The sequence below is a fragment of the Desmospora profundinema genome, from assembly GCF_031454155.1.
Classification (GTDB): Bacteria; Bacillota; Bacilli; order Thermoactinomycetales; family DSM-45169; genus Desmospora; species Desmospora profundinema.
In genome coordinates, this window is the sequence record NZ_JAVDQG010000001.1 from 527,982 (window position 1) to 553,505 (window position 25,524).

General features: G+C 53.5%; 26 protein-coding genes and 2 tRNA genes. 6 read left to right on the plus strand and 22 right to left on the minus strand.

Annotated elements, in window-relative coordinates; all coding sequences use genetic code 11:
- Position 1 precedes the first annotated feature (1 nt).
- Positions 2 to 982 carry a YpdA family putative bacillithiol disulfide reductase gene (locus JOE21_RS02500; RefSeq protein ID WP_374709297.1) on the minus strand — a complete coding sequence of 327 codons (981 nt, stop codon included), beginning with the start codon at positions 980 to 982 and terminating at the stop codon, positions 2 to 4.
- Between the two features lie 96 nt (positions 983 to 1,078).
- Positions 1,079 to 2,359 carry a Glu/Leu/Phe/Val family dehydrogenase gene (locus JOE21_RS02505; protein WP_309861939.1) on the minus strand — a complete coding sequence of 427 codons (1,281 nt, stop codon included), beginning with the start codon at positions 2,357 to 2,359 and terminating at the stop codon, positions 1,079 to 1,081.
- A 275-nt stretch (positions 2,360 to 2,634) separates the two neighbouring features.
- On the opposite strand from JOE21_RS02505, the gene JOE21_RS02510 reads away from it, so the two are divergent.
- Positions 2,635 to 3,330, plus strand: coding sequence for a PIG-L deacetylase family protein (locus JOE21_RS02510; RefSeq protein ID WP_309861941.1), 696 nt, complete (start codon positions 2,635 to 2,637; stop codon positions 3,328 to 3,330).
- 43 nt (positions 3,331 to 3,373) lie between these two features.
- Here the strand turns inward: JOE21_RS02510 and JOE21_RS02515 are convergent, their stop codons facing one another.
- The 5 genes from JOE21_RS02515 to JOE21_RS02535 form a co-directional block, all read right to left on the minus strand.
- On the minus strand, positions 3,374 to 3,967 hold the full coding sequence (locus tag JOE21_RS02515; RefSeq protein ID WP_309861942.1) for a genetic competence negative regulator: 594 nt from the start codon (positions 3,965 to 3,967) through the stop codon (positions 3,374 to 3,376).
- Between the two features lie 350 nt (positions 3,968 to 4,317).
- Positions 4,318 to 4,410, minus strand: a tRNA-Ser gene (locus JOE21_RS02520).
- A 24-nt stretch (positions 4,411 to 4,434) separates the two neighbouring features.
- Positions 4,435 to 4,526, minus strand: a tRNA-Ser gene (locus tag JOE21_RS02525).
- A gap of 81 nt (positions 4,527 to 4,607) precedes the next feature.
- Entirely contained in the window at positions 4,608 to 5,006 is a 399-nt protein-coding gene (locus JOE21_RS02530; protein ID WP_309861944.1) for a hypothetical protein, read from the minus strand.
- An 81-nt stretch (positions 5,007 to 5,087) separates the two neighbouring features.
- Positions 5,088 to 5,696: a CPBP family intramembrane glutamic endopeptidase gene (locus tag JOE21_RS02535; RefSeq protein WP_309861946.1), complete on the minus strand. Its 609-nt coding sequence runs from the start codon at positions 5,694 to 5,696 to the stop codon at positions 5,088 to 5,090.
- Positions 5,697 to 5,813: 117 nt separating this feature from the next.
- Here JOE21_RS02535 and JOE21_RS02540 point away from each other — a divergent pair, with 117 nt between their 5' ends.
- Positions 5,814 to 6,023, plus strand: coding sequence for a ferredoxin (locus tag JOE21_RS02540; protein WP_309861948.1), 210 nt, complete (start codon positions 5,814 to 5,816; stop codon positions 6,021 to 6,023).
- 42 nt (positions 6,024 to 6,065) lie between these two features.
- Here the strand turns inward: JOE21_RS02540 and JOE21_RS02545 are convergent, their stop codons facing one another.
- The gene (locus JOE21_RS02545; protein ID WP_309861950.1) at positions 6,066 to 6,413 is read right to left on the minus strand and encodes a rhodanese-like domain-containing protein; all 348 of its coding nucleotides are present in this window, start codon (positions 6,411 to 6,413) and stop codon (positions 6,066 to 6,068) included.
- Between the two features lie 159 nt (positions 6,414 to 6,572).
- On the opposite strand from JOE21_RS02545, the gene JOE21_RS02550 reads away from it, so the two are divergent.
- Entirely contained in the window at positions 6,573 to 7,064 is a 492-nt protein-coding gene (locus JOE21_RS02550) for an inorganic diphosphatase (protein WP_309861952.1), read from the plus strand.
- Between the two features lie 34 nt (positions 7,065 to 7,098).
- On the opposite strand, the gene JOE21_RS02555 is transcribed toward JOE21_RS02550, so the two are convergent.
- Complete coding sequence (locus tag JOE21_RS02555; RefSeq protein WP_309861954.1) at positions 7,099 to 9,204, minus strand: ATP-dependent helicase; 2,106 nt, start codon at positions 9,202 to 9,204, stop codon at positions 7,099 to 7,101.
- Positions 9,205 to 9,718: 514 nt separating this feature from the next.
- On the opposite strand from JOE21_RS02555, the gene JOE21_RS02560 reads away from it, so the two are divergent.
- The gene (locus JOE21_RS02560) at positions 9,719 to 10,891 is read left to right on the plus strand and encodes a pyridoxal-phosphate-dependent aminotransferase family protein (RefSeq protein ID WP_309862426.1); all 1,173 of its coding nucleotides are present in this window, start codon (positions 9,719 to 9,721) and stop codon (positions 10,889 to 10,891) included.
- On the plus strand, positions 10,857 to 12,437 hold the full coding sequence (gene serA / locus JOE21_RS02565; protein WP_309861956.1) for a phosphoglycerate dehydrogenase: 1,581 nt from the start codon (positions 10,857 to 10,859) through the stop codon (positions 12,435 to 12,437). The genes JOE21_RS02560 and serA overlap by 35 nt, the downstream gene beginning before the upstream one ends.
- A 64-nt stretch (positions 12,438 to 12,501) precedes the next feature.
- Here the strand turns inward: serA and JOE21_RS02570 are convergent, their stop codons facing one another.
- Complete coding sequence (locus JOE21_RS02570; protein ID WP_309861958.1) at positions 12,502 to 12,918, minus strand: hypothetical protein; 417 nt, start codon at positions 12,916 to 12,918, stop codon at positions 12,502 to 12,504.
- 118 nt (positions 12,919 to 13,036) lie between these two features.
- On the opposite strand from JOE21_RS02570, the gene JOE21_RS02575 reads away from it, so the two are divergent.
- Positions 13,037 to 13,738, plus strand: a complete 702-nt coding sequence (locus tag JOE21_RS02575; RefSeq protein WP_309861960.1) for an SDR family oxidoreductase — start codon at positions 13,037 to 13,039, stop codon at positions 13,736 to 13,738.
- Positions 13,739 to 14,073: 335 nt separating this feature from the next.
- Here JOE21_RS02575 and JOE21_RS02580 read toward each other — a convergent pair whose 3' ends face one another.
- The 12 genes from JOE21_RS02580 to JOE21_RS02635 all read right to left on the minus strand — a co-directional run bounded on the left by JOE21_RS02580 (position 14,074) and on the right by JOE21_RS02635 (position 25,520).
- The gene (locus JOE21_RS02580; protein WP_309861962.1) at positions 14,074 to 15,873 is read right to left on the minus strand and encodes an ATP-binding protein; all 1,800 of its coding nucleotides are present in this window, start codon (positions 15,871 to 15,873) and stop codon (positions 14,074 to 14,076) included.
- Positions 15,870 to 16,586, minus strand: a complete 717-nt coding sequence (locus tag JOE21_RS02585) for a response regulator transcription factor (protein ID WP_309861964.1) — start codon at positions 16,584 to 16,586, stop codon at positions 15,870 to 15,872. Before JOE21_RS02585 ends, JOE21_RS02580 begins: the two co-directional genes overlap by 4 nt.
- Before the next feature lie 76 nt (positions 16,587 to 16,662).
- Positions 16,663 to 17,862: a c-type cytochrome biogenesis protein CcsB gene (ccsB, locus tag JOE21_RS02590; RefSeq protein ID WP_309861966.1), complete on the minus strand. Its 1,200-nt coding sequence runs from the start codon at positions 17,860 to 17,862 to the stop codon at positions 16,663 to 16,665.
- 12 nt (positions 17,863 to 17,874) lie between these two features.
- Positions 17,875 to 19,464, minus strand: a complete 1,590-nt coding sequence (gene resB / locus JOE21_RS02595; RefSeq protein WP_309861967.1) for a cytochrome c biogenesis protein ResB — start codon at positions 19,462 to 19,464, stop codon at positions 17,875 to 17,877.
- A gap of 121 nt (positions 19,465 to 19,585) precedes the next feature.
- Complete coding sequence (locus tag JOE21_RS02600; protein WP_309861969.1) at positions 19,586 to 20,302, minus strand: pseudouridine synthase; 717 nt, start codon at positions 20,300 to 20,302, stop codon at positions 19,586 to 19,588.
- A gap of 107 nt (positions 20,303 to 20,409) precedes the next feature.
- The gene (locus JOE21_RS02605) at positions 20,410 to 20,946 is read right to left on the minus strand and encodes a spore maturation protein (RefSeq protein WP_309861971.1); all 537 of its coding nucleotides are present in this window, start codon (positions 20,944 to 20,946) and stop codon (positions 20,410 to 20,412) included.
- Between the two features lie 26 nt (positions 20,947 to 20,972).
- Positions 20,973 to 21,566 carry a nucleoside recognition domain-containing protein gene (locus JOE21_RS02610; protein WP_309861973.1) on the minus strand — a complete coding sequence of 198 codons (594 nt, stop codon included), beginning with the start codon at positions 21,564 to 21,566 and terminating at the stop codon, positions 20,973 to 20,975.
- Entirely contained in the window at positions 21,566 to 22,696 is a 1,131-nt protein-coding gene (locus JOE21_RS02615) for a D-alanyl-D-alanine carboxypeptidase family protein (protein WP_309861975.1), read from the minus strand. Before JOE21_RS02615 ends, JOE21_RS02610 begins: the two co-directional genes overlap by 1 nt.
- A 115-nt stretch (positions 22,697 to 22,811) precedes the next feature.
- Entirely contained in the window at positions 22,812 to 23,264 is a 453-nt protein-coding gene (gene ytfJ / locus JOE21_RS02620) for a GerW family sporulation protein (RefSeq protein WP_309861977.1), read from the minus strand.
- The gene (locus tag JOE21_RS02625) at positions 23,237 to 23,899 is read right to left on the minus strand and encodes a DUF2953 domain-containing protein (RefSeq protein ID WP_309861979.1); all 663 of its coding nucleotides are present in this window, start codon (positions 23,897 to 23,899) and stop codon (positions 23,237 to 23,239) included. Before JOE21_RS02625 ends, ytfJ begins: the two co-directional genes overlap by 28 nt.
- Positions 23,900 to 24,139: 240 nt before the next feature.
- Complete coding sequence (gene scpB, locus JOE21_RS02630; RefSeq protein WP_309862429.1) at positions 24,140 to 24,760, minus strand: SMC-Scp complex subunit ScpB; 621 nt, start codon at positions 24,758 to 24,760, stop codon at positions 24,140 to 24,142.
- Positions 24,729 to 25,520, minus strand: coding sequence for a segregation and condensation protein A (locus JOE21_RS02635; protein WP_309861981.1), 792 nt, complete (start codon positions 25,518 to 25,520; stop codon positions 24,729 to 24,731). Before JOE21_RS02635 ends, scpB begins: the two co-directional genes overlap by 32 nt.
- Positions 25,521 to 25,524: the final 4 nt, after the last annotated feature.

Sequence of the window (25,524 nt, forward strand, 5' to 3'; positions counted from 1 at the left end):
CTCAACTCGTCGTTCCCATCTGTTCCTCGATGTGGGCGGCGATTTTTCCACCATGGAACCGTCCGTTTTCGATAAAAATAGAATTGGCATCCCGGCCGGCTGCAATCACTCCGGCGATGTAAAGACCCGGTACTTCCGTTTCCATTGTATCCGGGTTATGGACCGGTCCCCCCGTTTTCGGGTCGATCGTGACACCCAACCGAGTTAACATCTCCGTTTGTGGGTGATAACCGGTCATGGCAAACACAGCCTGGTTGGGCAAGGTGAAGACCTTCCCTTCCTTCTCCAGCACCACATGATCTTCAGCAATCTCTTTTACCACCGTATTCCAGTGCATCGTAATCCAACCTTTGCGGATCGCGCTCTCAATCACCGGCTTCACCCATGGTTTGACACTGTCGGTGAAAGCACCCCGCCGATAGGCCATGGTCACCCTGGCTCCCGCTTGGTACAAATCCATAGCGGCATCGACGGCTGAATTTTTCCCGCCGATCACCAACACGTCCAAACCGGCATAGGGATGGCCTTCCTGATAATAATGTCGGACCTTCGGCAGTTCTTCTCCCGGAACACCCAGCAAGTTGGGCGAATCATAATACCCGGTCGCTACCACCAACCTGGAGGTTTCATAGGTGTGATCAGCCCCAAGCTTTTGCGTACGAACAACAAACCGGTCCGCTTCCCGATCCACGGCCATCACCCGTTCATACGTGTTCACCTGAAGGTCATACGCCTTTACCACCGCCCGGTAATATTTCAACGCCTCTCCGCGAACGGGTTTTTCCCCGGATGTCACAAAGGGAAGACCACCAATCTCCAGGAGCTCCGGCGTACTAAAAAACTGCATAAACGTGGGAAAGTGGTAAACGGAGTTGACCAGACTCCCCTTTTCGATCACCAGAGGGGGGATCCCTCTTTTTTTGACTTCGATTGCTGTCGACAACCCACACGGACCCGCGCCAATAACAATGACTTCCTCCATCGGGATCCTCCTTTTGTTCCGGAATAGAAAAACACCCCTGATCGGCAGGGGGTCTTTCCGGGCCATTTTTGGATGATGGGGAGGCCGGCTTCGGGGTTATACCCAACCCCGGAAACGGGAGGCCTCCGCCATTTTTCTTACCCCGACCATATAGGCGGATAAACGCATATCCAACTTCCGTGACTGGGAGGTTTGGTAGACATTTTCAAATGCCTTTACCATGATTTCTTCCAGCCGCTTCTCCACTTCTTCCTCGGACCAATAGTACCCTTGGTTGTTCTGCACCCACTCAAAATAGGAAACCGTCACACCCCCGGCACTGGCCAGTACATCGGGAACCAACAGGATATCCCGTTCTGAGAGGATTCGTGTAGCATCCAATGTAGTCGGTCCGTTGGCTGCTTCCACCACGATATCCGCTTTGATGCGGTGGGCATTGGCAGCTGTAATCTGGTTGGCGACAGCAGCAGGCACCAGAATATCACAGTCCAGTTCCAACAGTTCCTGGTTGGTAATCGTCTCCTTGAACAGGTTGGTAACCGTACCGAAGGAGTCTCTCCGATCTAATAAATATTCAATGTCCAGTCCATCTTCGTCATGCAACGCTCCATAAGCATCGGAGATGCCGATCACCTTTGCCCCGACATCATCCATAAACTTGGCGAGGAAGCTGCCGGCGTTCCCGAACCCTTGGATGACGACACGAGCGCCTTCCAGAGAGATTCCTTTCTTTTTGGCAGCCTCTCGGATCATAATGGTCACACCTTTGGCGGTGGCGGTCTCTCTTCCCTTGGATCCCCCCAGCACCAACGGCTTGCCGGTGATAAATCCCGGTGAATCAAATTCCCGGATACGGCTGTATTCATCCATCATCCACGCCATGATCTGCGAGTTGGTAAACACATCCGGAGCTGGAATATCTTTAGTCGGTCCCACAATTTGGCTGATCGCCCGTACATAGCCACGGGAGAGTCGTTCCAACTCCCGGAAAGACATCTTACGGGGGTCACACTGAATCCCCCCTTTGCCGCCGCCATACGGCAGATCGACAATCCCGGCTTTCAGGCTCATCCAAATTGAAAGCGCCTTCACTTCACTCTCAGTAACGTCCGGGTGGAAGCGAACCCCTCCCTTTGTAGGACCGACGGCATCATTGTGTTGCGCGCGGTATCCGGTGAACACCTCTACGCTTCCATCATCCATCCGCACCGGAATGCGGACATGCATCATGCGGAGCGGTTCTTTCAAGAGATCGTACACATGACCGGGGTATCCCAGCTTTCCCAGCGCACTTTTAATGACGGTTTGCGTGGAGATGAGCACGTCGAGGTTTTCCTCGGTCAAATCCCGATTGGACGTATCAGACTGCTGTTCCATCCCTGACCACCTCAAAAAAGTAAGTTCCCATTAGTTCATACAACAGTATACACCACTTCAACGGCGAAAGAGAATACGAATCTTTATGCAACCGCCGTCATGAGTCTTTTCAACTCGGCGATAATCATGATATGAATGGAAGAGGCTCAATATTTAACTGATGGGAATCCTAAGGTTCAGGCTTCACATAAAACCGGTTTCTATGCGGCTCAATCACCCCACCAAAAGGAGGATTAGACGGGGGGCGCCCCTTTGAGGTCGAATCCCACTCGATCATGAAAAATCTCGCATTTATCTTTGCCCACCCTGATGATGAAACTTTTGCCTGCGGCGGAACCATCGCCCGTTATGCCGATGATCCATCCTGCCGGGTCACTTTGTATTGCGCAACCCGGGGGGAAGCCGGCAGCACCGGACATCCTCCCCTGTGCCGCCCCGACGAATTGGGCGATGTCCGGGAACAGGAATTAAATCGGGCAGCATCCATCCTTGGACTGGATGAGTTGTATCTGAGAAATTTCGGTGATGGACAATTAGAAGCAGTCCCGATGGAAGCACTGATCGCCGATGTCGGAAATTATTTGGAAAAAGAACACCCGGATGCAGTTGTCACCTTTCCTCCCCACGGTATTTCCGGTCATCCGGACCACTGTGCCATCCAGCGTGTCACCGGGGAAGCGGTCAGACGAACGGGAAGGTCAGTGGGCCTCTACCATATTGTCGTCCCCGATACCATCAGTCAATCATCCCATATCCATCTCACCCCCCGCGAGGCGATCACCCACACGATCGACGTAACGGCCTATCGCCAGCAGATGTTGGAAGCCCTTCTCGCCCACCGAACCCAGCACATCTCCGTGGAACGGGTGTTTCCCTCTGTGAAGCAAGGGGACACCGATGGTCTGAGGAAAACGGAATATTACCAAGCGATTCATCCGATTCTCGGAATACCCGGCCATTCTCTTTTATAAACATAAAAACGACCGCGTTCCATGAGAACGCGATCAGGGTCATTTAAGAAAAGTGACGAACGATCTCTCCAACCGCACGGGATTCCCAAATGGTGGTGCCGTATTCAGCCAGTACATGCTCGGTGATGGTGGATGGTTCCGCAAACTCCGTCAGCACCGCTATCGCTTGTTTTAACACTTGGGCTTCCATCTCCGTGTCGAGGACCAGATAATATCCGCCTTGATATGCAAATACTTTTCCGCTTTCACCCATAATGCGCTGTAAGTGTTGAGCGGCCTGTACGAGATGTTCAAAGTCCGTAAACTGAAAGATTACTTGATCGCTTTCTTCCAAGGTGACTTCTAGTTCGTAGAGATCGTCTCCCTCCAGTTCATCCAAATCAGATGGTGAAGGGGTCCTCCCCCGTGTGACCACCACGACCATCCCCTGTGCCGGAAGGGCAAACACTTCCACCGCGACGGGACCCGCGATCTCGAAGCCCAGCTCTTGGTAAGCTTGATCCATCATATCATTGAAGAGTTCGTGCACCTTGGGAATGTCCCGCCACATATCTTCTTTTTCAATTCCTCGCTCCATCAAATCATCCAAGGATAAAAAGAAGCGGATTTTGTCTCGGCTGAGTCGCTCGACACGCATGGTTTACCCTCCCTTGCTGGAGACCCACAATACAGCGTATGAGGGTGAGGCTTTTATCGTTACGCGGCCAGGTCTCCTTTTTTCTTTCTTTTCCCCCATCATACACGATATTTTGGCCAGATGCATCCATCCCCTTACCCAATCAAAAAAGACCCGACAGCCAAGACGCTACGGGTTCTTTCATGTATGAAAAACACCCGGCCTTCAGGCATACCACCCGTCGGTATGGCCGGTTCATGTTGGTAACGGTGGAGGGTCTAACCCTCAACCTTACGGATATGAACCATACGTTCCAACCAGCTTAGTACATAGAGGGGAACAAGTTTATCATGAACAGCACCATCGGATGGTGGCGGAGAGAGCGGGATTCGAACCCGCGCGGGACCATAAAGCCCCCTAACGGTTTAGCAAACCGTCCCCTTCGGCCTCTTGGGTATCTCTCCACACAGGCCAATTGGGTACAAAAATGGCGGAGAGGGAGGGATTCGAACCCTCGAGACGGGGGTAACCGCCTACACGATTTCCAATCGTGCTCCTTCGGCCTCTCGGACACCTCTCCACAGGAAAATCATCGATACGTATGAGAGTGTTACGAACGATATCATATAACACTCTCCTTCCTAATGTCAAGCTTCCCATTTCATCTTTCCCCCCACTCCTGCTCTGTCAACGCCCGGCAACTGGCTTGCCAGCGAATCCATTCCCGTAAGACAAAAAAACTGAATAGGATAGCAGCATGACCCGGTAAATACCCGATCAGAGTAAAGCCCGCCCCCCCAATCGGCAGAATTGCCAACGCCGGTCCCCAACGTCGCCGGTCCAACAAAGGAAGCGGCAACTGAAGCACCCAACCCAGGCACTTGCGCACTTTTGCGACGATCAGCCAAGATGCCCACACCAAACAGACCAGACTGACCGCATAGTCCATAGAGACCCATCGCCACCAACCAGCAACACCCGCTTCCGGCTCCGGCGGAAAACGGGAAACCGCAGTCCAACTCAACAGCCAGACCCAAGCGATCAGGAACCACTGCCGCATAAGATCCCCTCCCCACTTCCAAGCTATTCCGGATAGGGGGAGGGATATCACTGTATCCGGACAACCGGAGCGGTCCATGGTTCACTTCGACACTGCTCCTTTGCGGATCAGGATCCCCATCACGAAATCGATGGTAAAGTGAGCCGCGATGGCTGACGCAAGGGAACCCGTCCATTCCACCATCCAACCCAGGATAAGACTGACACCAAACAGCAATACCAACAGAAGCCATCTTTTCCAGTATCGAAAATGAATCAACACAAACAGGAGACTGGTTCCCACCACCCCCAACCAGTACTGCAACGCCCCACGAAACAAGAGTTCCTCAGCCACGGCCACCATAAGGGCGATAAGGGCGATCATCGGCATGGAAAGATTGCGAAACAACGCTTCATTGATCCCTCCGTCATCCACCCAAGAAGTCGGCACCCACCGAGTCAATATCCAGTCCACCGCTACGACACACAGGCCGACACCAATCCCCCACAACCACGCCCGGACATCCGACCATCCGAACAGATCCCCACTTAACCGCTCTTGCCACCATAACAGGACGACTGCCAAGGATCCGATTAAAAACTGGGTCAAAAACAGATTCCATAGAAGCCATTTCTGCCCGATCGGCGGATGTTCCGCCTTTTGCTGTGAACGTTCATACACTGTGGGTGATGACGTCGGCTGGTCGCACATGTGAGCCGTCGCTCCTCTCACAAATGGATCATACTTGAAAATAACCCCGCACTCGTTCTAAAATGAAGGTTGGTAACAAACTTCATATCGGATCCCCAATGATGGAAGGAGATTATTATGCGCACTTGGGTTGATAAAGACACGTGCATTGCTTGCGGGGCTTGCGGAGCTGCCGCTCCTGATGTATACGACTACGACGAGGATGGAATCGCCTACGTCATCCTGGACGACAATACCGGAACAGCCAAAATACCGGAAGAGCTGCATGACGAGGTACGGGACGCCCAGGAAGGCTGCCCCACCGATTCGATCAAAGTGGAGGAATAATAGTTTTTTGATCCCGAGCTGCTCGTTGAAGAGCAGCTTTTTTTATGTTACATCCGGCCCCGGAGGCAGGTCCTTTTCCTCTAGGTATAAGGCTACCTCTGCCAATCCTCCGTTCACATGTACAATATTCCATCGGTTTTGAGCGGCCAGAAAACGGACGGCATGAACACTTCGGATTCCATGGGCACAAAAAACATACAGCTCTCGATCCGGGTTTAGTTCCTCATAACGCTCGGGGAGATCACCCAGCGGAATCAAAACCGCTCCAGGCAAGTGATACGCTTTCCACTCCATCGGTTCCCGCACGTCTAACAAAAGTGAGTCCGATAACTTTCCACCTCTGACTTTATCCGCAAATACCTGAGCCGTAATCTCACTTACATCGGCCACGTCATCAACACTCCCGTCCTTTTTCCTTCACCACTTCATTGTAACACGGACAGCGAGAACGCGTTGATTCCGCCAGAAAAAGCGACTACAATAATGAGGATGGAAGGAACGCCTTTTCAGGCGTTGTTTTACATAATGTACTCCAAGGAGGTATGACGGATGGCAGCAAATGAATTGGTTGTCGACGCGTTTATTGAAATTCCCACCGGAAGCCAGAACAAATACGAGTATGATAAGGAGACCGGTGTCTTCCGACTGGACCGCGTGCTCTACTCCCCGATGCATTATCCCACTGAGTACGGTTATTTGGAAAACACACTGGCAGAAGACGGCGATCCGTTGGATATCCTGGTTCTGACCACCTTCCCCACCTTTCCGGGATGCGTCATCCAATCCCGCGTGATCGGCGTGTTGCTGATGTCCGACGACAAGGGCAAGGATGAGAAACTGTTGGGTGTGCCGGTAGACGATCCTCGCTGGGATGGCGTTCACACCTTGGAAGATGTACCCGCTCACATCCTTAAGGAGATTGAACACTTCTTCCAAGTGTATAAAGACCTGGAGAAAAAAGAAACCCAGATCGAAGGCTGGAAAGGCGCCGATGTGGCTGCCGAACTGTACCAAGCTTCACTGGCACGCTACCAAGACTGAATGGAAAACGGATCCTCGGGGAGGATCCGTTTTTTTATGATTGACGATGAATCAATTTCAGCTGGCGGGAAAGCTCGTAATGCAGGTCGAAAGAACGTTCCCCCAGGCGCAGCGTAATCTTGCGGCCGGGAGCCGAACCGGTCATCGGTTGGACTTTTGTCACGGTTCCCATTCCCCACTTCACATGATGAAACTGATCACCGACAGAAACCGTTTCTCCCGCAAACGGTGCCTGGGGTTGATCGTGAAAGCGGTGTTGAACTCCTGAAGCAAGCCTTTTATTCGCAGGCTGCGCCTCTTCCAGAGAATATCCCAACTCCTTTAGAAACGGAGATGGCCCCACTCTCTTACCTTGGCGCGTTTGACTGACACTTAAAACCAACTCATGACGGGCGCGAGTGATTCCCACATACAACAAACGCCGCTCCTCCTCCCAAGCGGCGTTTTTTTGCGCTTCGGAAACCTGGAGGCTTCGTCGGTGCGGAATCACCATCGCATGTAACCCTATCAGAAACACCCGGTCAAACTCCAACCCCTTCGCCTTGTGCAGCGTCATCAACCGAATCGCAGGCTTTTTCGGTATTTGTTCCACCACTTCCGCCACCTTGGCCGCATGGGCTAAAAATGCACCAGGGGTCTCGTGAGAAGCAGCAGCGAGTACGCATTCATCCACCGTCTCTTTCCAGGATGCGGCATCTTGCCCCCCCGCTTGGGCCATCGACTCCAGGAAACGGTCATAGCCCATGGATCCTCGGACCCATTCCAACGCTTCCGTCGCTGACATCCCACGGATCGCTTGAATTTGCTTTTGGAATCGGGACAACGCTTGTTTTTGGTAAGTCTTCAACCCGGGCAACCTGGGCAAGGCCGTCAATAAATCCCCGTTCTTTCGGGACAGGTTCCACACTTCATCCATCCAGGTGTCCCCGTACAGATAACGCTTCGGTTTGTTCACAATTCGAACCAATGCATCCAAATCATCGGGATTCTCTGCCAAAGCCAGATAGGAAAGAAGATCACGCACCTGCCATCGCCGGTAAAACGAAGCATCGGAACGGGATGCCGAAAAGGAGATTCCTTCCCGCACCAACGCGTCCACCAATGCCCGGGATTGAGTAGAAGTCCGGTAAAGGACCGCCGTCTCCACACCATCGGAGAGGCAGTGAATGATCCGCCGCGCCTCTTCTTCCTCATCTGCCGGCTCTATCCATTTGAGCAGCACCCCTTCCCGTCCCGTTCCAACCAGCGTTTTCGCCTGTCGCAGCCGGTTATGACGGATCAGTCGCTGTCCTGCTTGCACGATGGGCTCCGCCGAACGATGGTTCACGGCCAACACCACTCGACGGCAATGGGGAAAAGACTCATCCATATGTAGCATCAGACGGGGATCGCTTCCCCGGAATCCATAGATCGACTGGTCGTCATCCCCCACCACGAACAGATTTCCGTCAGGCGGAACCAGCAGGCGAAGAGACTCAAATTGCACCCGGTTCACATCCTGAAACTCATCCACCAATACGTGATCAAACCCGCGGCGGAGCCGATGGTTGCACTCACGGGACAAATGACGGTGAAAAGCGATCAATATATCGTCGTAATCCCAGTTTCCCCGTTCTCTTTTCATGGCTTCATAGGCTTGGTACGCTTCTTTTAGGGTTTGATTTTTCTCTTTTTTTACCTGAAGCCGTTCCGGAGGCACCAGATTTCCCTTGCAATAACTGATCGCCCCCATAAAGTGGTGAATCGTTTCATCATCAGCGGGGATCTCCCGCTCCTTCAGCCACTTCCTGAACCATTGGTATACTTCCCCTTCTCTCAGCAGAGTGGGGATGAAGACGCCACCTTCACGGAGAAGGCGCAAAAACAGCGAATGGAATGTTCCCATCCACAGTCGGCTTGTTTCCTCCTTCTCCAACCGCTCCCGCATCTCATATGCTGCTGCCCTTGTAAAGGTGACCACCATCAACCGTTCCGGTGGAACCCCGCGGTGGAGAAGAATGCGGACGCGACGTGTCAATACAGTCGTCTTTCCGCTTCCCGGCCCGGCAAAAACAGCGATCGGACCCTCATCATGAATAACCGCCTCCCGCTGACGGTCATTCAGTCCTTCCAGCATGGCCTCTTCTTGCGTTGAAAGCATCCACACTCCCCTTTCCCCATCCCAGTCACCTCATCGTAACACAATCGTCATTTCTGCCGGAGCAGAACGATTTACAGGCTCCCCTTCATGTTATTTTTCCGTGAGAGTAAGGAAATGGGTTCATCCTGTGCAAAGCAACCAAATTTCCCGGTTGACACCTCTACTTCACCGTGTTAGAGTAATGTCAACATTTTTGAAAGTGCTTGACCAACGATGAAGGAGCCAAACCCGAACGGGGTTCACCAGAGAGCCGGTGGTAGCTGTGAACCGGCGTTCCCCCCGGGTGGAGCACTCCCGAGTTGTCCGGCTGAACCTTTCAGTAGGCCGGACCGGTGATCCGTTATCTCAGGGTTCCCCTTTGAACCCATGAAGGCCCGCGACTGTGAAGTCCGGGCGAATGAGGGTGGCAACACGGCCTTTCGTCCCTCACTTCCCACGGGAAGTGTGTGGTCGAAAGGCCTTTTTAATATAGAACTAATCTGCTTCGATTCATAAGGAGGAGAGAAACATGAGCATGCTACGCGACAAAGTTCGATTGCAAATCCCGGGGCCGACACCGATTCCGCCTCGTATTCAACAAGCGATGCTCCGCCCGATGGTGGGCCATCGCGATCCTGAAGCATCCAAGCTGGTTGCGGCATGCAGCCAACGTCTCGCCCCGCTGTTCGGCACTGCCAGCCCCGTCCTTATAATGGCCGCGAGCGGCACCGCTGCTCTGGAGGCCGCCGTAATCAACAGCGTCCAACCGGGAGGAAGCGCCGCCGTCGTGGTTACAGGGGCATTCGGGGATCGCTTCGCCAAGATCCTGGGTAAGCACGGCATTGAGACACACCGCCTCGATATTCCCTGGGGACAAGCATGCACACCGGAAGCGTTGGCAAATTTCCTGAAAGAAAAGCCGCAGGTGGAAGCCGTCTTCCTCACTTTCTGCGAAACCTCCACCGGTGTATTAAACCCCATCGACCGGCTGGCCTCTGTCGTACGGGAACATACCGACGCCCTCGTGATCGCTGACGGAGTCAGCGCTGTCGGAGGTGTCCCTGCTCATGCCGACGAATGGGGGGTCGACATCTTGGTGACCGGCAGCCAAAAAGCGTTGATGCTGCCTGCCGGATTGGCGTTTGCCTCTGTCTCCTCCCAAGCCTGGGAACGAATCGAAGCCAACGCACGCCCGCGCTTTTACTTGGATTTCCTCCCTTACCGGGAATCACTGGAGAAAAACACCACCCCTTACACACCGGCGGTTTCCCTTCTCTTCGGTTTAGAGGCAGCACTCGACATGCTCGAAGAAGAAGGGTTGGAAAACGTCTATACACGTCATCAATGGATGATGCGTATGACCCGTGCCGGAATTCGGGGGATGGGCCTTGCGCTCCTTGCCACGGACACGGACGCCTCCCCCACCGTCACTGCCGTCAAAGGAGACGATGGAACGGCGGAAGCCATCCGTAAACAGATGAAAGCCCTGAACATCCGTTTGGCCGGAGGCCAGCAACAGCTCAAGGGGGAGATTTTCCGTATCGGACACATGGGATACAGCGACCCTCTGGACATTGTCACCACCATTGCAGCACTGGAAGTAGCCGCCATCCGTGCAGGATTGCCTGTACAGCCGGGATCCGGCATCCAAGCGACCGAGGAGGAATGGATTCATGCATCGCGTGTTGATCACAGACCCGCTCAGTAATCATGGGATCGAACAACTGCTCCAAGCGGAAGACGTGGAAGTGATCCAAAAAACAGATCTGACACCGGAACAATTGCTGGAAGAAGTGAAGGAAGCCGATGCTTTGCTCGTCCGCAGCCAAACCCAAGTAACCGCCGAAGTGATCGCCGCCGGTAAACGATTGCAAGCAATCGGACGAGCCGGAGTGGGCGTCGACAACATCGACATCCCGGCTGCTACCAGCCGCGGCATCGTCGTCGTCAATGCCCCCGATGGCAATACCGTTTCCACGGCGGAGCACACCTTCGCCATGTTGATCTCCCTGGCTCGCAATATTCCTCAGGGATACCGCTCTACCGTCCAGGGAGAATGGAACCGAAAGCAATTTGTCGGTGTGGAACTGAACAAGAAAACCCTGGGCATCGTCGGGCTGGGACGGATCGGCACCGAACTGTCCAAACGAGCCCGCGCCTTTCATATGAAAGTGCTGGCCTTCGATCCCTATCTCACCCAGGAGCGGGCGCAAAAAATCGGTGTAACACAAGCCACTCTGGATGAAGTGATCGCCCAATCCGATTTCATCACTGTTCACACGCCGTTGACGAAAGAAACCCGTCACCTCATCAACCGGGATGCTTTTAACCGCATGAAGGACGGCGTGCGTGTTATCAACTGCGCTCGGGGGGGCATCATCGATGAAGAAGCCCTGGCGGAAGCGATCCGGAAGGGGAAGGTGGCAGGGGCCGCTCTGGATGTATTTGAAACCGAACCTCCGGGACACCATCCCTTGTTTGATTTTCCCCAAGTAATCGCCACCCCTCATTTGGGCGCCTCCACTCGGGAAGCTCAGGAAAATGTAGCGATCGATGTGGCGGGGGAAGTCCTGCATATCCTTCGGGGAGAACCCTTTAAAAACGCCGTCAACCTGCCTTCCATTCCTGCGGAGTTGCAGGAAAAACTTCGCCCGTATCAAACGATGGCCGAAAAGCTGGGCAGCTTTGCCAGCCAGGCAGCAGAGGGAGCTTTGCAGGAAGTAACCGTCAGCTTCTCCGGCGAACTGGCCGAGTGGGACACCGCTCCCCTGACCCGTATCATTCTAAAAGGAGTTCTCTCTCATTATCTGTCCGACGTCAACTACGTCAACGCTCCTCACTTGGCCAAAGAACGCGGCGTTAAGGTGACTGAACAGAAGATCTCCAAAAGGCACGGCTTCACCCATCTGATCCGCATTCATATCGCTACGGACACAGGGGAAATCGCCATTACCGGCGCGCTCCTGAACGGATTGGGCCCCCGCATCGTCCGGATTGACGAATACTCCGTCGATGTAGAACCGGCTGGTCATCAGCTCCTGATTCAGCACCACGACCGTCCCGGTGCCATCGGACGGGTGGGCACCATCCTCGGCGACCATGATGTCAACATCGCCGCCATGCAGGTGGGACGGCGTGATATCGGCGGTCGGGCCATCATGATGCTCCACGTGGACAAAGCCGTACCGGAAGCATTGTTGGAAGCTCTGGAACAGTTGGACGAGATTCACCGCGTGACGGCCATTGACCTGTAAGAGAAGACACAACAAAGGCCGCCCTTCGGGAGCGGCCTTTTTAGCGGTTTCGTTGTATCCTCTGTCAAAACAGGTGAGGGTAGCCCATCAACACGACCATTAACAAAATACAGACACTCGTCGCAAAACTGAGATTCCGGATGCGCTCCAATCGAATCGCTTCGAGCTCCTTTTCCCCTGCCGCTTTGCCGATTTCCCGCGAAAGATGCGGGATCAACCAAGCAACAGATCCGGAAATCGCCAGGACGGCATAAATCCAATAAACCGGGCGGTCGGCAAACCATAATAACGCCCCACCCGTAACGATCACAAGCCAAATCAACCAATGACCCGCAACGACCGCATGTTGGATGGCCATCAGATATCCCGTTAGACGCAAACCGGAGAGTCTGGACAATCGGGCGGTCCACCACGGCAACAACAAAAAGAAGCCCAGCCCGACCCCTAAAATGAGATGAAACACGTACAAAATCGAATGCATCGTGTCGCCTCTCCTTTCATTCCCTTTCATTGTACGAGAGAGACAGCCAATTGAAAAGCCGTTTGGCTTCCTTCTCCCTCCGGGAATTCTATTGAAAGGGGCAAAAGGAGGAATAGACTTGGCTGACAAACTGACAAGCAAGACAGCCATCGTCACCGGTGCCAGCAAAGGGTTGGGACATACCCTCACCCAGCGCTTGGCCCAAGGAGGAGCCTGGGTGATCGCCGCCGCCCGCAGCGAAAACCGGTTGAAAGAGCTGGCCGCTACACACGAAAAAATCATTCCCCTCGTCACGGACCTTACCCATTCCAACGACGTCAAGAGGATGGTGGATACCGCTGTAACCGAAACAGGGCGGCTGGACATCTTGATCAACAACGCCGGCCTCGGCCACTTCGGCCGGGTGGAAGAACTTACTGAGCAGCAGTGGGACCAGATGATGGACGTTAACTTAAAAGGTGCCTTCCTGGCCTGCAAATTCGCCATCCCCCACCTGATAAAAAGCAAAGGGCACATTGTGAACATCTCCAGCGTAGCCGGCACCGTCACGTTTCCCGGCGGAGGTGGTTATTGCGCCTCCAAGTTCGGGCTGCAAGCCTTATCCGACGTCCTCACCCAAGAGTTGAAGAAAGACGAGGTCAAAGTGAGCACCCTCTGCCCCGGGTCCATCCAGACGGAATTTTTCCCCGATCCCCGTGATCATGCCCTCACCCCAGAACAAGTGGCGGAAACCGTCTGGATGATGGTTACTGCCGATCCCGGTGTCATCTTCAACCAAGTGATCATGCGGCCGCAGGTGCCGCCGGAACTGCAGAAGTAAAAAAACTCCTTCCCATGATATGGGAAGGACCTTGAGGTAAAGGAAGAGGGGACCGATTTTCGGTGTAGCGCCCTTTGACCGACTGCCCAGCGGAGTCTCTGTAGGACCCAACCGTTTAGCGGCCACCTTGCTTTTCTTTTGGCCGCTGGTTGGATCCGGAAGAGACGGAGCGGACTGCCCTTCATCGATGAAAGGGAAAGAGGCGCGGAGACGGAGATCGGGCCCCGGGCCCACGTTGCACTAGACAGCCCAAGTCGCGCTACGGTCACTTCGTTCCCCGGTCTTACTTTGTCATCAATATGAATCTCCTTCCCATGATATGGGAAGGAGTTTTTTTATGCATCGCCCTGGGCTCGCCAGGGAAGCTGTACCTTGAAGGTAGTCCCTTTATCCAGTTGACTCTCCACCGTCACGATCCCCTGATGAGCCTCCACAATATGTTTGACGATGGCCAGCCCCAGACCGGTGCCCGCTTGACCGCGGGTACGCGCCTTATCCGCCTTGTAGAAACGTTCAAAGATAAAAGGCAGATCCTCTTCCGGAATCCCGCTTCCGGTATCCCGGACACAGAGTTGCAGTCCGCTTTCCGTCTCAACGAGCTCGATGGAAACCCGCCCTCCTGCCGGAGTGTGGCGAATGGCGTTATCCACCAGATTGGTCAATACCTGCTCCACCTTGTCCTCATCCCATTCCACTGTGGGAAGGGACTGGGGTATGTCACCCACCAAGGTCATTTTCTGTTCTGCGGCGATCGCCTGGAATTTGCGCAAAACGCGACGGACCAGAGGAATCGCATCCATCTCAGCCGTTTCCAAACGAATGTGTCCTGCCTCCATCCGGGCCAGATCCAATAACTCCCGTACCAATCGGCCCATGCGCAGCGACTCGTCATTGATCACTTTCGCGATTTCAGACTGGTCTTCCGGTGTTTGGGCAATCCCGTCCAGAAGGGCTTCGCTGTATCCCTGCAACATCGCCAATGGCGTCCGCAGTTCGTGTGAGACATTGGCGACAAAGTCTTTGCGCAATTTATCCGTACGCCTTTCCTCCGTCACATCCCGTAATACAGCCACGGCTCCCCTGACCTGCTCTCGGGCGTACAGGGGAGCCATTACCACAGCCCAGGTTCGTCCATGAACTGTGATGTCCCCGAATTGTTCCCGCTCATCCTGCACCACCAGGCTGAAAATTTCACGAAGAGGGGATGGCAGATCAGGGCCTTCCTCTTCTTCCTCCCGCCAGTGGTTCAGGAGCTCTTCCGCCGGCGGGTTGGTGACGATCACCCTGCCCTGTGCGTCCATGGTGATCACACCGTCCGCCATGCTGCGCAGGATGCTGGCCAGTTGCTCTTTTTCCTGGGACAAGGCGTGAATCGACTCTTCCAGCTGCGCAGCCATCCGATTGAATGCGACAGCCAAATCGCCGATTTCATCCCGCTCATGGGAGCGAACCGGAACACGGGTGGAAAATTTACCCTCCGCCATCTTCTCCGATGCTTTTTTCATTTGGATCAAGGGTTGGGTGATCCTTGTAGAGAGAAAAAACGCAAAAATGGTGGTTAAGAATATCCCGATCAACGCTGAAAAAAAGATCAGCTTTTTGATTTCGTTTTCATTCAATTGTTCCTGGGTGCGGTAGAGTACCACGGCTCCCACAACCTGGTCTTCTTCATGCAAGGGATAAGCCACCATCATGATTTCATCTTTGAACAAAGGGAAAGTGGATTCCCCATCCTTACCCACCATCACCCGGCTGCGCAGCACCTGTTTTTCACCCTGGAAAACCTGGTCGAGCTCGGTCTGCTCCAAGATTTCCTGCCAGGGAAATTCCGGAACGTGGGGGGAGACCTCCACTGATTCCACCGCCCCGTCTTTCCCCAAGATAATCATGTAGGTATCAAACAAATCCGCCACTTTTAACACCGAATGGAGATGCTCCGCCCGCTTTCTGTCGACGCCCGGCTCCTCCAACGTCTTTTGGACATGTTGGGCCAGCTGCTCCAGACTGTTTAATTCCGCCTGGTAATAGGTATCCATAATCTGTTCCGACAAAAACAGGCTGAGCATCACCAGAATCAGCGTCACCAGCCCGATGATCGTCAACCAGAGCTTGCCGACGACGCTGCGCCAGATCACTCTTTCGGCACCTCAAGTTTATAACCGACTCCCCAGACCGTGTTGATCATGGCGGCAGCGGAAGGAGAAGCCCGGTTCAACTTCTCCCGGAGACGTTTAATATGAGTGTCCACCGTGCGTAAATCGCCAAAAAACTCATAGTTCCATACGTCCCGCAACAGCTCTTCCCGGGTGAATACCTTATCCGGTGAGGAGGCCAGGTAATGAAGCAACTCGTACTCCTTGGGCGTCAGAGACACTTCCACCCCGCCTGCCCTCACTTCGTGAGCATCATGATCGATGGCCAAATCCGGAAAGACGATCACGTTGTGGGTTTCGGTCTCCGTCGACAAAAACGCTGTAGCCGACGAACGGCGCAATACCGCTTTCACCCGGTGAACCAACTCCCGGGGGCTGAAGGGTTTCACCACATAATCATCCGTGCCCGCTTCAAACCCTTCCACTCGGTTACTCTCTTCCCCCCGTGCCGTCAGCATGATGATGGGGGTGGCCTTTTTATTGCGGATATCCCGGCACACCTCAAGACCGTCCGATCCCGGGAGCATCAAATCCAATAGGATCAGATCGTAATCGTGTTCCAGCGCTTTTTCCAACGCCTGTTCGCCGTCTTCCGCTTCGTCGATTCGGTACCCTTCCCGTTCCAGATACATGCGAAGTAAACGGCGGATACGATCTTCATCGTCAACAACTAAAATATATTCTTGCTTCTCCACCCGACTCACCTCTTTTCCCGATACTCACTTTTTTATTCTCTTCTTTCAATTATACCATATCCTTACACTTCTTCATTCACGCGTAGGAATGAAGACCGGCGATGACCAAATTGATCACGATCAGATTGATCAGGATGATGATAAAACCGCCCACAGCCAGCCAGGACGATCGAAGGCCTTGCCACCCCCGGGACAGACGCAAATGCAGATAGGCGCTGTAAAAAAGCCAGGTGATAAGCGCCCACACTTCTTTGGGATCCCACCCCCAGAAACGGCCCCAGGCTTCATGGGCCCAGATCATGGCGAAAACAAGGCCGCCCAGGGTGAAAATCGGATACCCGATGGCAATGGCCCGGTAACTGATCTCATCCACTGTTTCCAGGTTGAGATTTTTCACCAAGGGATAGAGGAGTTCGTAGATTGGTTTTCGGAAAGCCAGACGCAGGATTCCGTACAGGACGAGGCCGATGAAGATAGACCACAGAACGGAATTCAGCTTGTTGGCCGCCTTTTCCCCCTGCATCCAGGAAGGAACTTCAAACAACGGACCCTGAAGCCCCAAAAAAGCGGGTACATCTACCGCTTTACCCTCGTGGGGACCCACAATCGGCGGCATGACAAACTCCTGCACCACTTCCGTGTCGTCCACAGGATGCTGGAACGTCGCCTCATACCCACCAAATGCGAAAGACAGGAATATGAAGCTGACATACATCACGACGACCACCATCGTCACTTCCAGCCAGGTGGCCGTACGGGTATGACCCCGGTCTTTTCCAACCCAGCGGATCAGATAGATCAAACCTGCCACAAATCCCACTGCCAGCGCCCCTTGCCCCAAAGCCACGGTGATCACATGAATGTGGAGCCAGTGGCTTTGCAATGCGGGAATCAGCGGTGTCACCTCTCGGGGAAAAACCGAGGCATACGCCAGCATAATCACCGCCAACGGCATGGCAAAGGCACCTAAGGTAATCGTTCGGTATAAATAATAGATCACGATATAAGCAGTCACGATCGTAAAGCAGAGGAAAGCCGTAAATTCAAACATATTGCTGGTAAAGTGTCCACCCAGCAGAAGGCGGACAATAATAAATCCGACATGCAGGGCCACACCGGCGATGGCCAGTGTGATTCCCCGCCGCCCCCAGCGTGTCATATGCACTTCTTTCCCGTCACGGGATCCTTTTCCCGTCACTGCCATCACAAATGCGATCGATGCCAACAGGTATAGGATAAACGTTCCAAACAGGAGCGTTTCCATTGTTTGTTCCATCTCGTGTTCCCCCTACCGTTGTTCCGGTTGCTCGGGAGAAAAGTTCAGCGGCGTATCGGCTTTTTCCGTCGCCTGCTCCAACTCTTTTCTCAAGCCGAACCAGTTCTTGTTGGTGTGAGCCCCCATCAAGAGATTCCCTTCTTCCCAGCGGATCCATACGCGGCGATGGAACCAAAAGAGTCCCATGGACAAGCCCACCATAAAGATACCAAGCCCAAAGAAAATCACCGGGAGACTCTTGTCCATCCGTACCATCAATACGGAAGTGTTTACCGTTTCAATCTCCTCCAGGCTCATGCCATAACGATTGGCTTCATTGACATCATCCAGATTGGTCCCCGAAATCATCCAGGATTTTTCCGGTTCGTCCAAATCCGGTGAATCCACTGAGAAAATAAAGGCAGGGCGGTTGGGTATCTCGGATTTGGTAGCGGGCTGATTATCCTCCAACACAAAATCCGGGAAGTAATTTAAAATCCGGATCGTCACTCCGTTTTCCAACTCGTACTTCGTTTTCGGATCGTACAGGTCCACCTGAATTGTTCCCAATTCCTGATCCTGCTTCCGATCCTCCACGCTGAGTGTGATCGATTTCGCCTGATTCGGCTCAAAACCGGATTGGAACAGCAACAGCCCTTCGTGTTTCAAGGGATGATTCACCAGAATGGAGTCTCGTTTCACTTCCCGCAGTTCACCGGTTTCCGGGTCCTCCTCATAAAGAGTAACCCGGGTTTCATATTTCTTCACAATCGCGGGCATCTCATCCAACTGTTGCGGCATCTCGTCCTCATCGTACAATTCCGCAAACGCCCGTTCATTTTTCACATGGTACGGAACATCAGGAAGCTTTTTGGTCTCCCCTTCCTGAAGAAACACTAAATCGTCCAGATACCAGCCGGGAATCAACCGCATCAGCGTCCCAAACAGAAAAATGATGAGACCGATATGATTGACATAAGGCCCCCAGCGACTGAAGCGTCCTTTCTCCGCCAAAATGGAGTCTTCTTCCCGTCGGACATGGTAGCGCTTCTTGGAAAGGGTATGTGCTAAACGATCCAGTACCGCTTCCTTCTCCTCCTCGGGTACCGGCTGGGACCGGCTGACCCGCTGTCGTCGGATAAATGTAGTATTCTTTATCACCCGCTGGTTTTTCAGCGCCTTATACAACGGCACCACCCGGTCCAAACTGCACACTACCAGCGAGATCCCGATCATCGACAATAAAGCGATATACCACCAGGAATTGTACATATCGGACAAGCCCAGACGGTAAAAGAGCTCGCCCCAAATCCCGTACTCCTGGGCGTAATAGATTTCGGGCCGGTTGGATGGGATAAACCGCTCCTGCGGAAGAATCGTCCCCAGAACCGACGTTACCAACGTAATCACGATCAAATATATGGCCACTTTGACGGAAGAGAAAAAGTTCCAGATCCAGTCCAATACAGTCTGGTTTTGCGTCTGCGAGCGCCGTGCTTTGCCCTCGTAACGCATCTCCAGAGGCTGGTCTTCATTCCCCTCATCCAGCGGCTTCCCACAGTACTCACACAAGGTGGTACCGACGGGGTTGTTATGTCCACATTCGCACTTCGTGTTGACCATTTTTCCACCCCCGTTTCCCGGGAGGATCCCATTAATCGGGGAACCCCGTTCACTATCCCATTATACCGCTAGGACCTAGAACCAACGGGGGGTTCCTATGAATATTGTTTGAAAACATCTCTCAATCACCCAACCGTTCCCTGAGCCGCTCCACTTCCCCCTGTTTCAGCGAACGGTGGCGACCCGGTTTCAAGCCCGCAAGAGTAAGAAAATCGATTCGGGTTCGAATCAGCCTTCTCACGGGGTGGCCGATCGCGTCCAACATCCGGCGCACTTGCCGGTTCCGCCCTTCATGAATCACGATTTCCAACCAACAGTCCTTTCCAGCAGATTCAAGCACACGCACCTTGGCAGGGGCGGTCCAGCCATCTTCCAACCGAATCCCCTTGCGTAATCGTTCCAGGGACTCTTCACCGGGATGATCGGCCACACGCGCCTGATACACCTTGTCCACCTCATGGCGGGGATGGGCCAGCCGGTTGGCCAGTTCACCGTCATTGGTTAAAAGGAGCAACCCTTCCGTTTCATAATCCAGTCGGCCAACGGGATAAACCCGTTCATCCACTTCACGGAAGAAATCCGTCACCACCCGCCGACCCCGTGGATCGGTTACGCTGGTAATTACCCCCTTCGGTTTATAAAACAGGAAATATCGTTTCGATTCCCGTCGAATCTCCCGGCCATTCACCTGGATACGATCCCGTTGGGGATCTACTCGCCGGCCCAGCTCCGTCACCGGTTCCCCGTTCACGCGCACCCGGCCCGCGCGGATCAATTCCTCACATGCCCGCCGGGACGCCACACCGGCGTGGGCCATTACTTTTTGCAGTCGTTCCATGTTTTCACCTCATTAGCCATCATATCCATTCGACTCTCCCTTCACAAGCGAAAGACTACCACTCACAAAAAAAAGCCCCTCCGGGCAAGGAAAACCCAAGCAAATGCTTACAATCCAAACACCCACATCACCACCATCCAGGAAGCCAGCACCCCAGCCAAATCCGCCATCAATCCCACCTTTACCGCGTACAGCGAACGGCGGATTCCCACCGCACCGAAGTAAACCGTCAACACGTACAGCGTGGTGTCCGTACTTCCCTGCATGGTGGCAGCCAAACGGCCCAGGAAGGAATCGGGACCATGAGTGGCCATCAAATTTTCCGCATAAGCCAAGGCGCCTGCACCGGAAATCGGACGGAGAATCCCCAGAGGCAGGACTTCTTCGGGGAAATGGATCGCCGTGAGCACGGGCTTGAACAAACTCAGGTAAAACTGGAGCGCTCCTGTCTCCCTGAAAATGGATACCGCCACCATCATCCCCACCAAATGGGGAATGATCTGAATCGCGGTAGGGAACCCGTCCTTGGCTCCTTCCACAAAGCTTTCATAAACCGGCACCCCGCGTGACAAGCCATACAGGGGGATGAAGGCCAGGAGAGCTGGAATCATGATCGCCGATAGGAACGAAATCGTTTGCATCACAACCTTCTTCCCCCTTTGATATGGATCTAGGTTTGAATTCGTCTGGCCATCCGACCGCGAAACCAACGATCCAGGCAAATCGCAGCCAGGGAAGAACAAAAAGTGGCTACGATCGTCGTCCCGATGATCGCCGAGGGATTTGCCGAACCCAACTCCATTCTGAGTCCGATCATGGTGGTCGGAATCAAAGTGAGGCTGGAGGTATTCAACGCCAACAGCGTACACATGGCCGGGGTGGCCGTTTTCGGATCGGGATTCAACTTCTGCAGCTCTTCCATCGCCTTGATCCCCATCGGAGTAGCGGCGTTTCCTAAACCAAACAGGTTGGCACTCATGTTAGACAAAATATAGCCCATCGCAGGATGATCACGCGGAACATCGGGAAACAGGAAACGGACAACCGGACTGAGCAGCCGAGCCAGGGCTTTTAGCAACCCTGCATCCTGAGCGATCCTCATCATTCCCAACCAAAAGACAAGAATGCTGATCAACCCCATGCATACGGCCACTCCATCCTTGGCTCCCTTCAGCGCCGCCTGTGTCACAACATCCATCTCTCCTTGAAAAGCCGCCGCCGCCACCCCACTCACAATCATAAACAGCCAAATGTAGTTGACCATCACCACTCCCTCCCCATCATATGACTGACCACCTGTAGCCACGAGTGGAACAGGGAGCCGGTTTTCTCCTGCTTCAACCGGGAAATCAAAGGGACGGAACCCACCTGCTTTTCATCTACATAAATCCGTGCGGTCCCTACCCGGACCCCCTCTCCGCTGATGGCGGAAGCGGGCAAGGTGAGCAGGGGTTCCACCCGTATCCGGTTCCGTTCCTCCTCCTTGAGGGGATAGGCGAATCCATCTTCTGCCGCAGCCGACCAACCGGGATCTCCTGATCCAGAAATATCTGTCACTTCATCCCCCTTGTTCAAAAGGGAAACCCGTTCAAATTGAGTAAAGCCGTACTCCAATAAATGCATAGAATCATTCCAGTCATCGGGCGCGGCTAGCGTTACGGAAACCAATTGACGACCCTTTCGGGTTGCGGAGGATACCAACGTCCGTTTGGACATTTTGGTGTATCCGGTCTTCACCCCGTCGGCACCGGGATACAGCCGCAGCATTTTGTTCTTGTTGTACCATTTGCGGTGCCATTCTTCCCCAGGCCAGGGGACCGTTTTCACCGGAGTCGACACAATTTTTTTAAAATCCGGATTGTGAAGAGCATATGCGGTCAGACGAGCCACGTCCGCCGCTGAAGAGTAGTGTTCGGGAGCATCCAGACCATGGGGGTTTTCAAAATGCGTCTGTTCCAGCCCCAGATACTCCGCCTTTTCATTCATCATCAGGACAAACCCTTCCAGGGATCCCCCCACATGTTCAGCGATTGCCACCGCCGCATCATTTCCTGATCGAAGCATCAAACCGTACAGGAGAGATTCCAACGGAATCTCCTCTCCTTGCTTCAGGTAGATGGAAGATCCCTCCACCCCCACCGCCTGGGGACCCACCTTGACTTTCTCCTGGAGATCGCTGTTTTCGATCGCCACAATGGCTGTCATGATTTTGGTGAGGCTGGCAATGCGCATCTGTTTGTATGCATCCTTTTCATATAACAATCGTCCCGATTCCACATCAATGACAGCAGCCGCATCGGCACTCAGAGTCAACGGATCCTCTTCCCCTGCCGCCTGAGGCACCTGAACGGCCCAAACCAGCGCAATCGCGCACAGGATCGCTGTTACCCGCATGGCTCCCCACCTTAAGGCTTGTATTTTGGTACATGTATATGCCGATGGGACAGGGTTATGAGAGAGAGCGCAAAAAGGCCGTCCCTTGAAAAGAGACGACCGGAATGTGGCCTTGTCAGATATCGGTTTTTGGCTCTTGAAAACCATCCATTTTTTTGCCCTTTACCATCCGTTGCAGACGTTCCACCAATCCGGGAGCCAAATCGAGTAATCGATCAAACAAATGGTTGGCCCCTTCCATATTCAACATGCGAACACCTTTCTCATTGACCACCAGGAAGCCTATGGGGGTGATGGAGACTCCGCCCCCGCTGCCTCCTCCAAAGGGGAGGGGCGGGGGTTCACCGCCGCCGTTTCTGCCTCCGCCGCCATCAGCTCTTTCTTCCTTCTTCGTACCTGCAAACTCACTTCCGCCTGCGGCGAAGCCAAATCCCACTCTTGATACGGGAATGATCACGCTGCCGTCCGGTGTCTCAACCGGATCCCCGATGATGGTGTTGACGTCCACCATTTCCTTGATATTTTCCATCGCCGTCGTCATTAGGCCTTGAATTGGGTGTTCTTCCATGTCCCTTCACCCCCCTTTCCGCGCATACGGGTCAACAATCGGATAACAGCAAGGATAGCATGCCCCAGCCTGAATCGGATCATGCAGTCCAGATCGGTTTCCAAGCGGCGTTCCTGAAAATAAGGAACCACATCCAGATGGGGGCGGACCACCCAGCGAATATAAGAGCCCATAAAGCCAACCAGACTGGTTTTTACCCCCCAGGCCAAGCCGGTAAGCACACCGGTTTCCGCTGCATCCCCGGTGCCTAAGTGACTCTTCCATGTCAGGCGCTCACACTTCACATGACCCAAAAACCCGCGGAATACGTCATAAAGATCCACTACTCTCTGTTTGATGTCTGAAAAATTTTGTTGCATTCGCCGGATCGTTTTCCATCCGATCCGTCGGTGCCAAGGAGGTTTTTTTCCCGGCCAGGGTGTACCCGTTTTCTCATCCAGATCCACCCCTTCGGGGGTGAGGCGTATGGTTGGAAACCGGTATTGTAGGCGGAGAAGGCCCGCCCACATCCGAACCTGTACTGCCATCTCGTCATCTTCATCTCGCCTGTGATAAAGGAGGCGGATCCGTACTGTGGAAAAAAGCATCAACAGAAAAAACAAGACCAAAAAGCCGGAACCCAGCAACCATGCCATTCATGCCACCGCCTTATTGTTCCAACATTGGGTAGTATCACCGGAATGCAGCCGGCTCATACCCTCCATGGGCAGCCACTTCTTTTGAATGAAACAGATACAAGGTCGTTCTAAAAGGGTACCCTCCATTCAATCTGAAAGGGCCAGACTGAGGTCGGTCCGGCTGGTCTTCGTTCCCTTTCTGGTTGTGCTTCTGAAAAAAACATAAAAAAACCCCGATCACTCGGGGCTTCTAGACAGTTAAGAGGAATGACTTTCTTCTTCCAACTCTTCCGGGGCCTGCTGCGGCTCCACACCCAGCCGCTGATACAATTCTTCCCGCTCCTGTTCCCACTCGGTCCAGTGAAAGATGGAATCGACAGGAGGCAATTCATCCAAGCTTTTCAATCCAAAGTATTCCAAAAATTGACGAGTGGTCCCATACAAGATGGGGCGGCCTACTCCCTCCGCTCTGCCCACCTCTTTAACCAGCCCTTTTCGTTTCAGTTGGTAAATCGCCCGTTCACATTTCACACCGCGGATTTCTTCGATATCCACCCGAATGATCGGTTGCCGATAAGCGATAATCGACAACGTCTCCAGGGCTGCGCGGGAGAGTTGAGAGCGGGAAGGGGATTCGGCCAACTTTTCAAAATAAGATCGGTGTTCCGAGAGGGTGGTCAGCTGAAATACTTGCGCCACTTCCACAATCTGAAGACCTCGCCCCTCTTCATTCCATTGCTGCCTCATTTCCTTCAACAGCTGGCGGACCTCCCGTGTGTCGATTTGAAGAATTTCGGCGATCTCCTTCGGTTTTAGGCCCTCTTCTCCCGCCGCAAACAACAACCCTTCAATGATGGACTTCCACTGCTGTCGTTCCAGTGGGCTCCCCTCCATTCGGCTTGACTGCCACAATTTCGATATCCTGAAATAATTCCCGTTGCAGGATATAAACCCGTTTGGTCTTCATCAACTCCAGCAAGGCCAAGAAGGTGGTCACAACCCGATCTTTCGTCACCCGCTCCCACACCAGGAGCTCGGAAAACCGCATCTTTCCGTCGGAACGCCACAACGTTTCTGCAATTTCCTCCATCCGATCACTGACAGAGACCTCATCCCGGCTCAGATTGGTCATCGGCGGGGGCTCCTCGTTTCGAGGGCGAGACATGGCTTCGGAAAATACCTGTAACAGGTCATCCGGTGTCAATCCCTGTAGCGGATTTTCTTCCGGTGTGTACGGAGTCAGATCCATCGGCATCCGGGTGTAGACTTGGCTTCGTTCCGCCTCCCGCTCCCTCAGCGCATCGGATAAGCGTTTGTATTTTTTGTATTCCAACAGCCGCTGCACCAGTTCTTCCCGTGGATCCAACCCGTCTTCCGTTTCCATCATATCGCTGAGATCAACAGGTTCGGCCCGAGGAAGCAACATCCGGCTCTTGATCGCCAGCAGCGTCGCCGCCATCACCAAAAATTCACTGGCGATATCCAATTCCAACTCCTGGGACGCAGAAAGAATTTCCATATATTGGTCGGTAATGCGGGCAATCGGAATGTCGCATACATCCACTTCCGAACGATCGATTAAGTGGAGAAGCAGATCCAAAGGGCCTTCAAACATATCCAGTTTGATCTTGACATCCAACAAT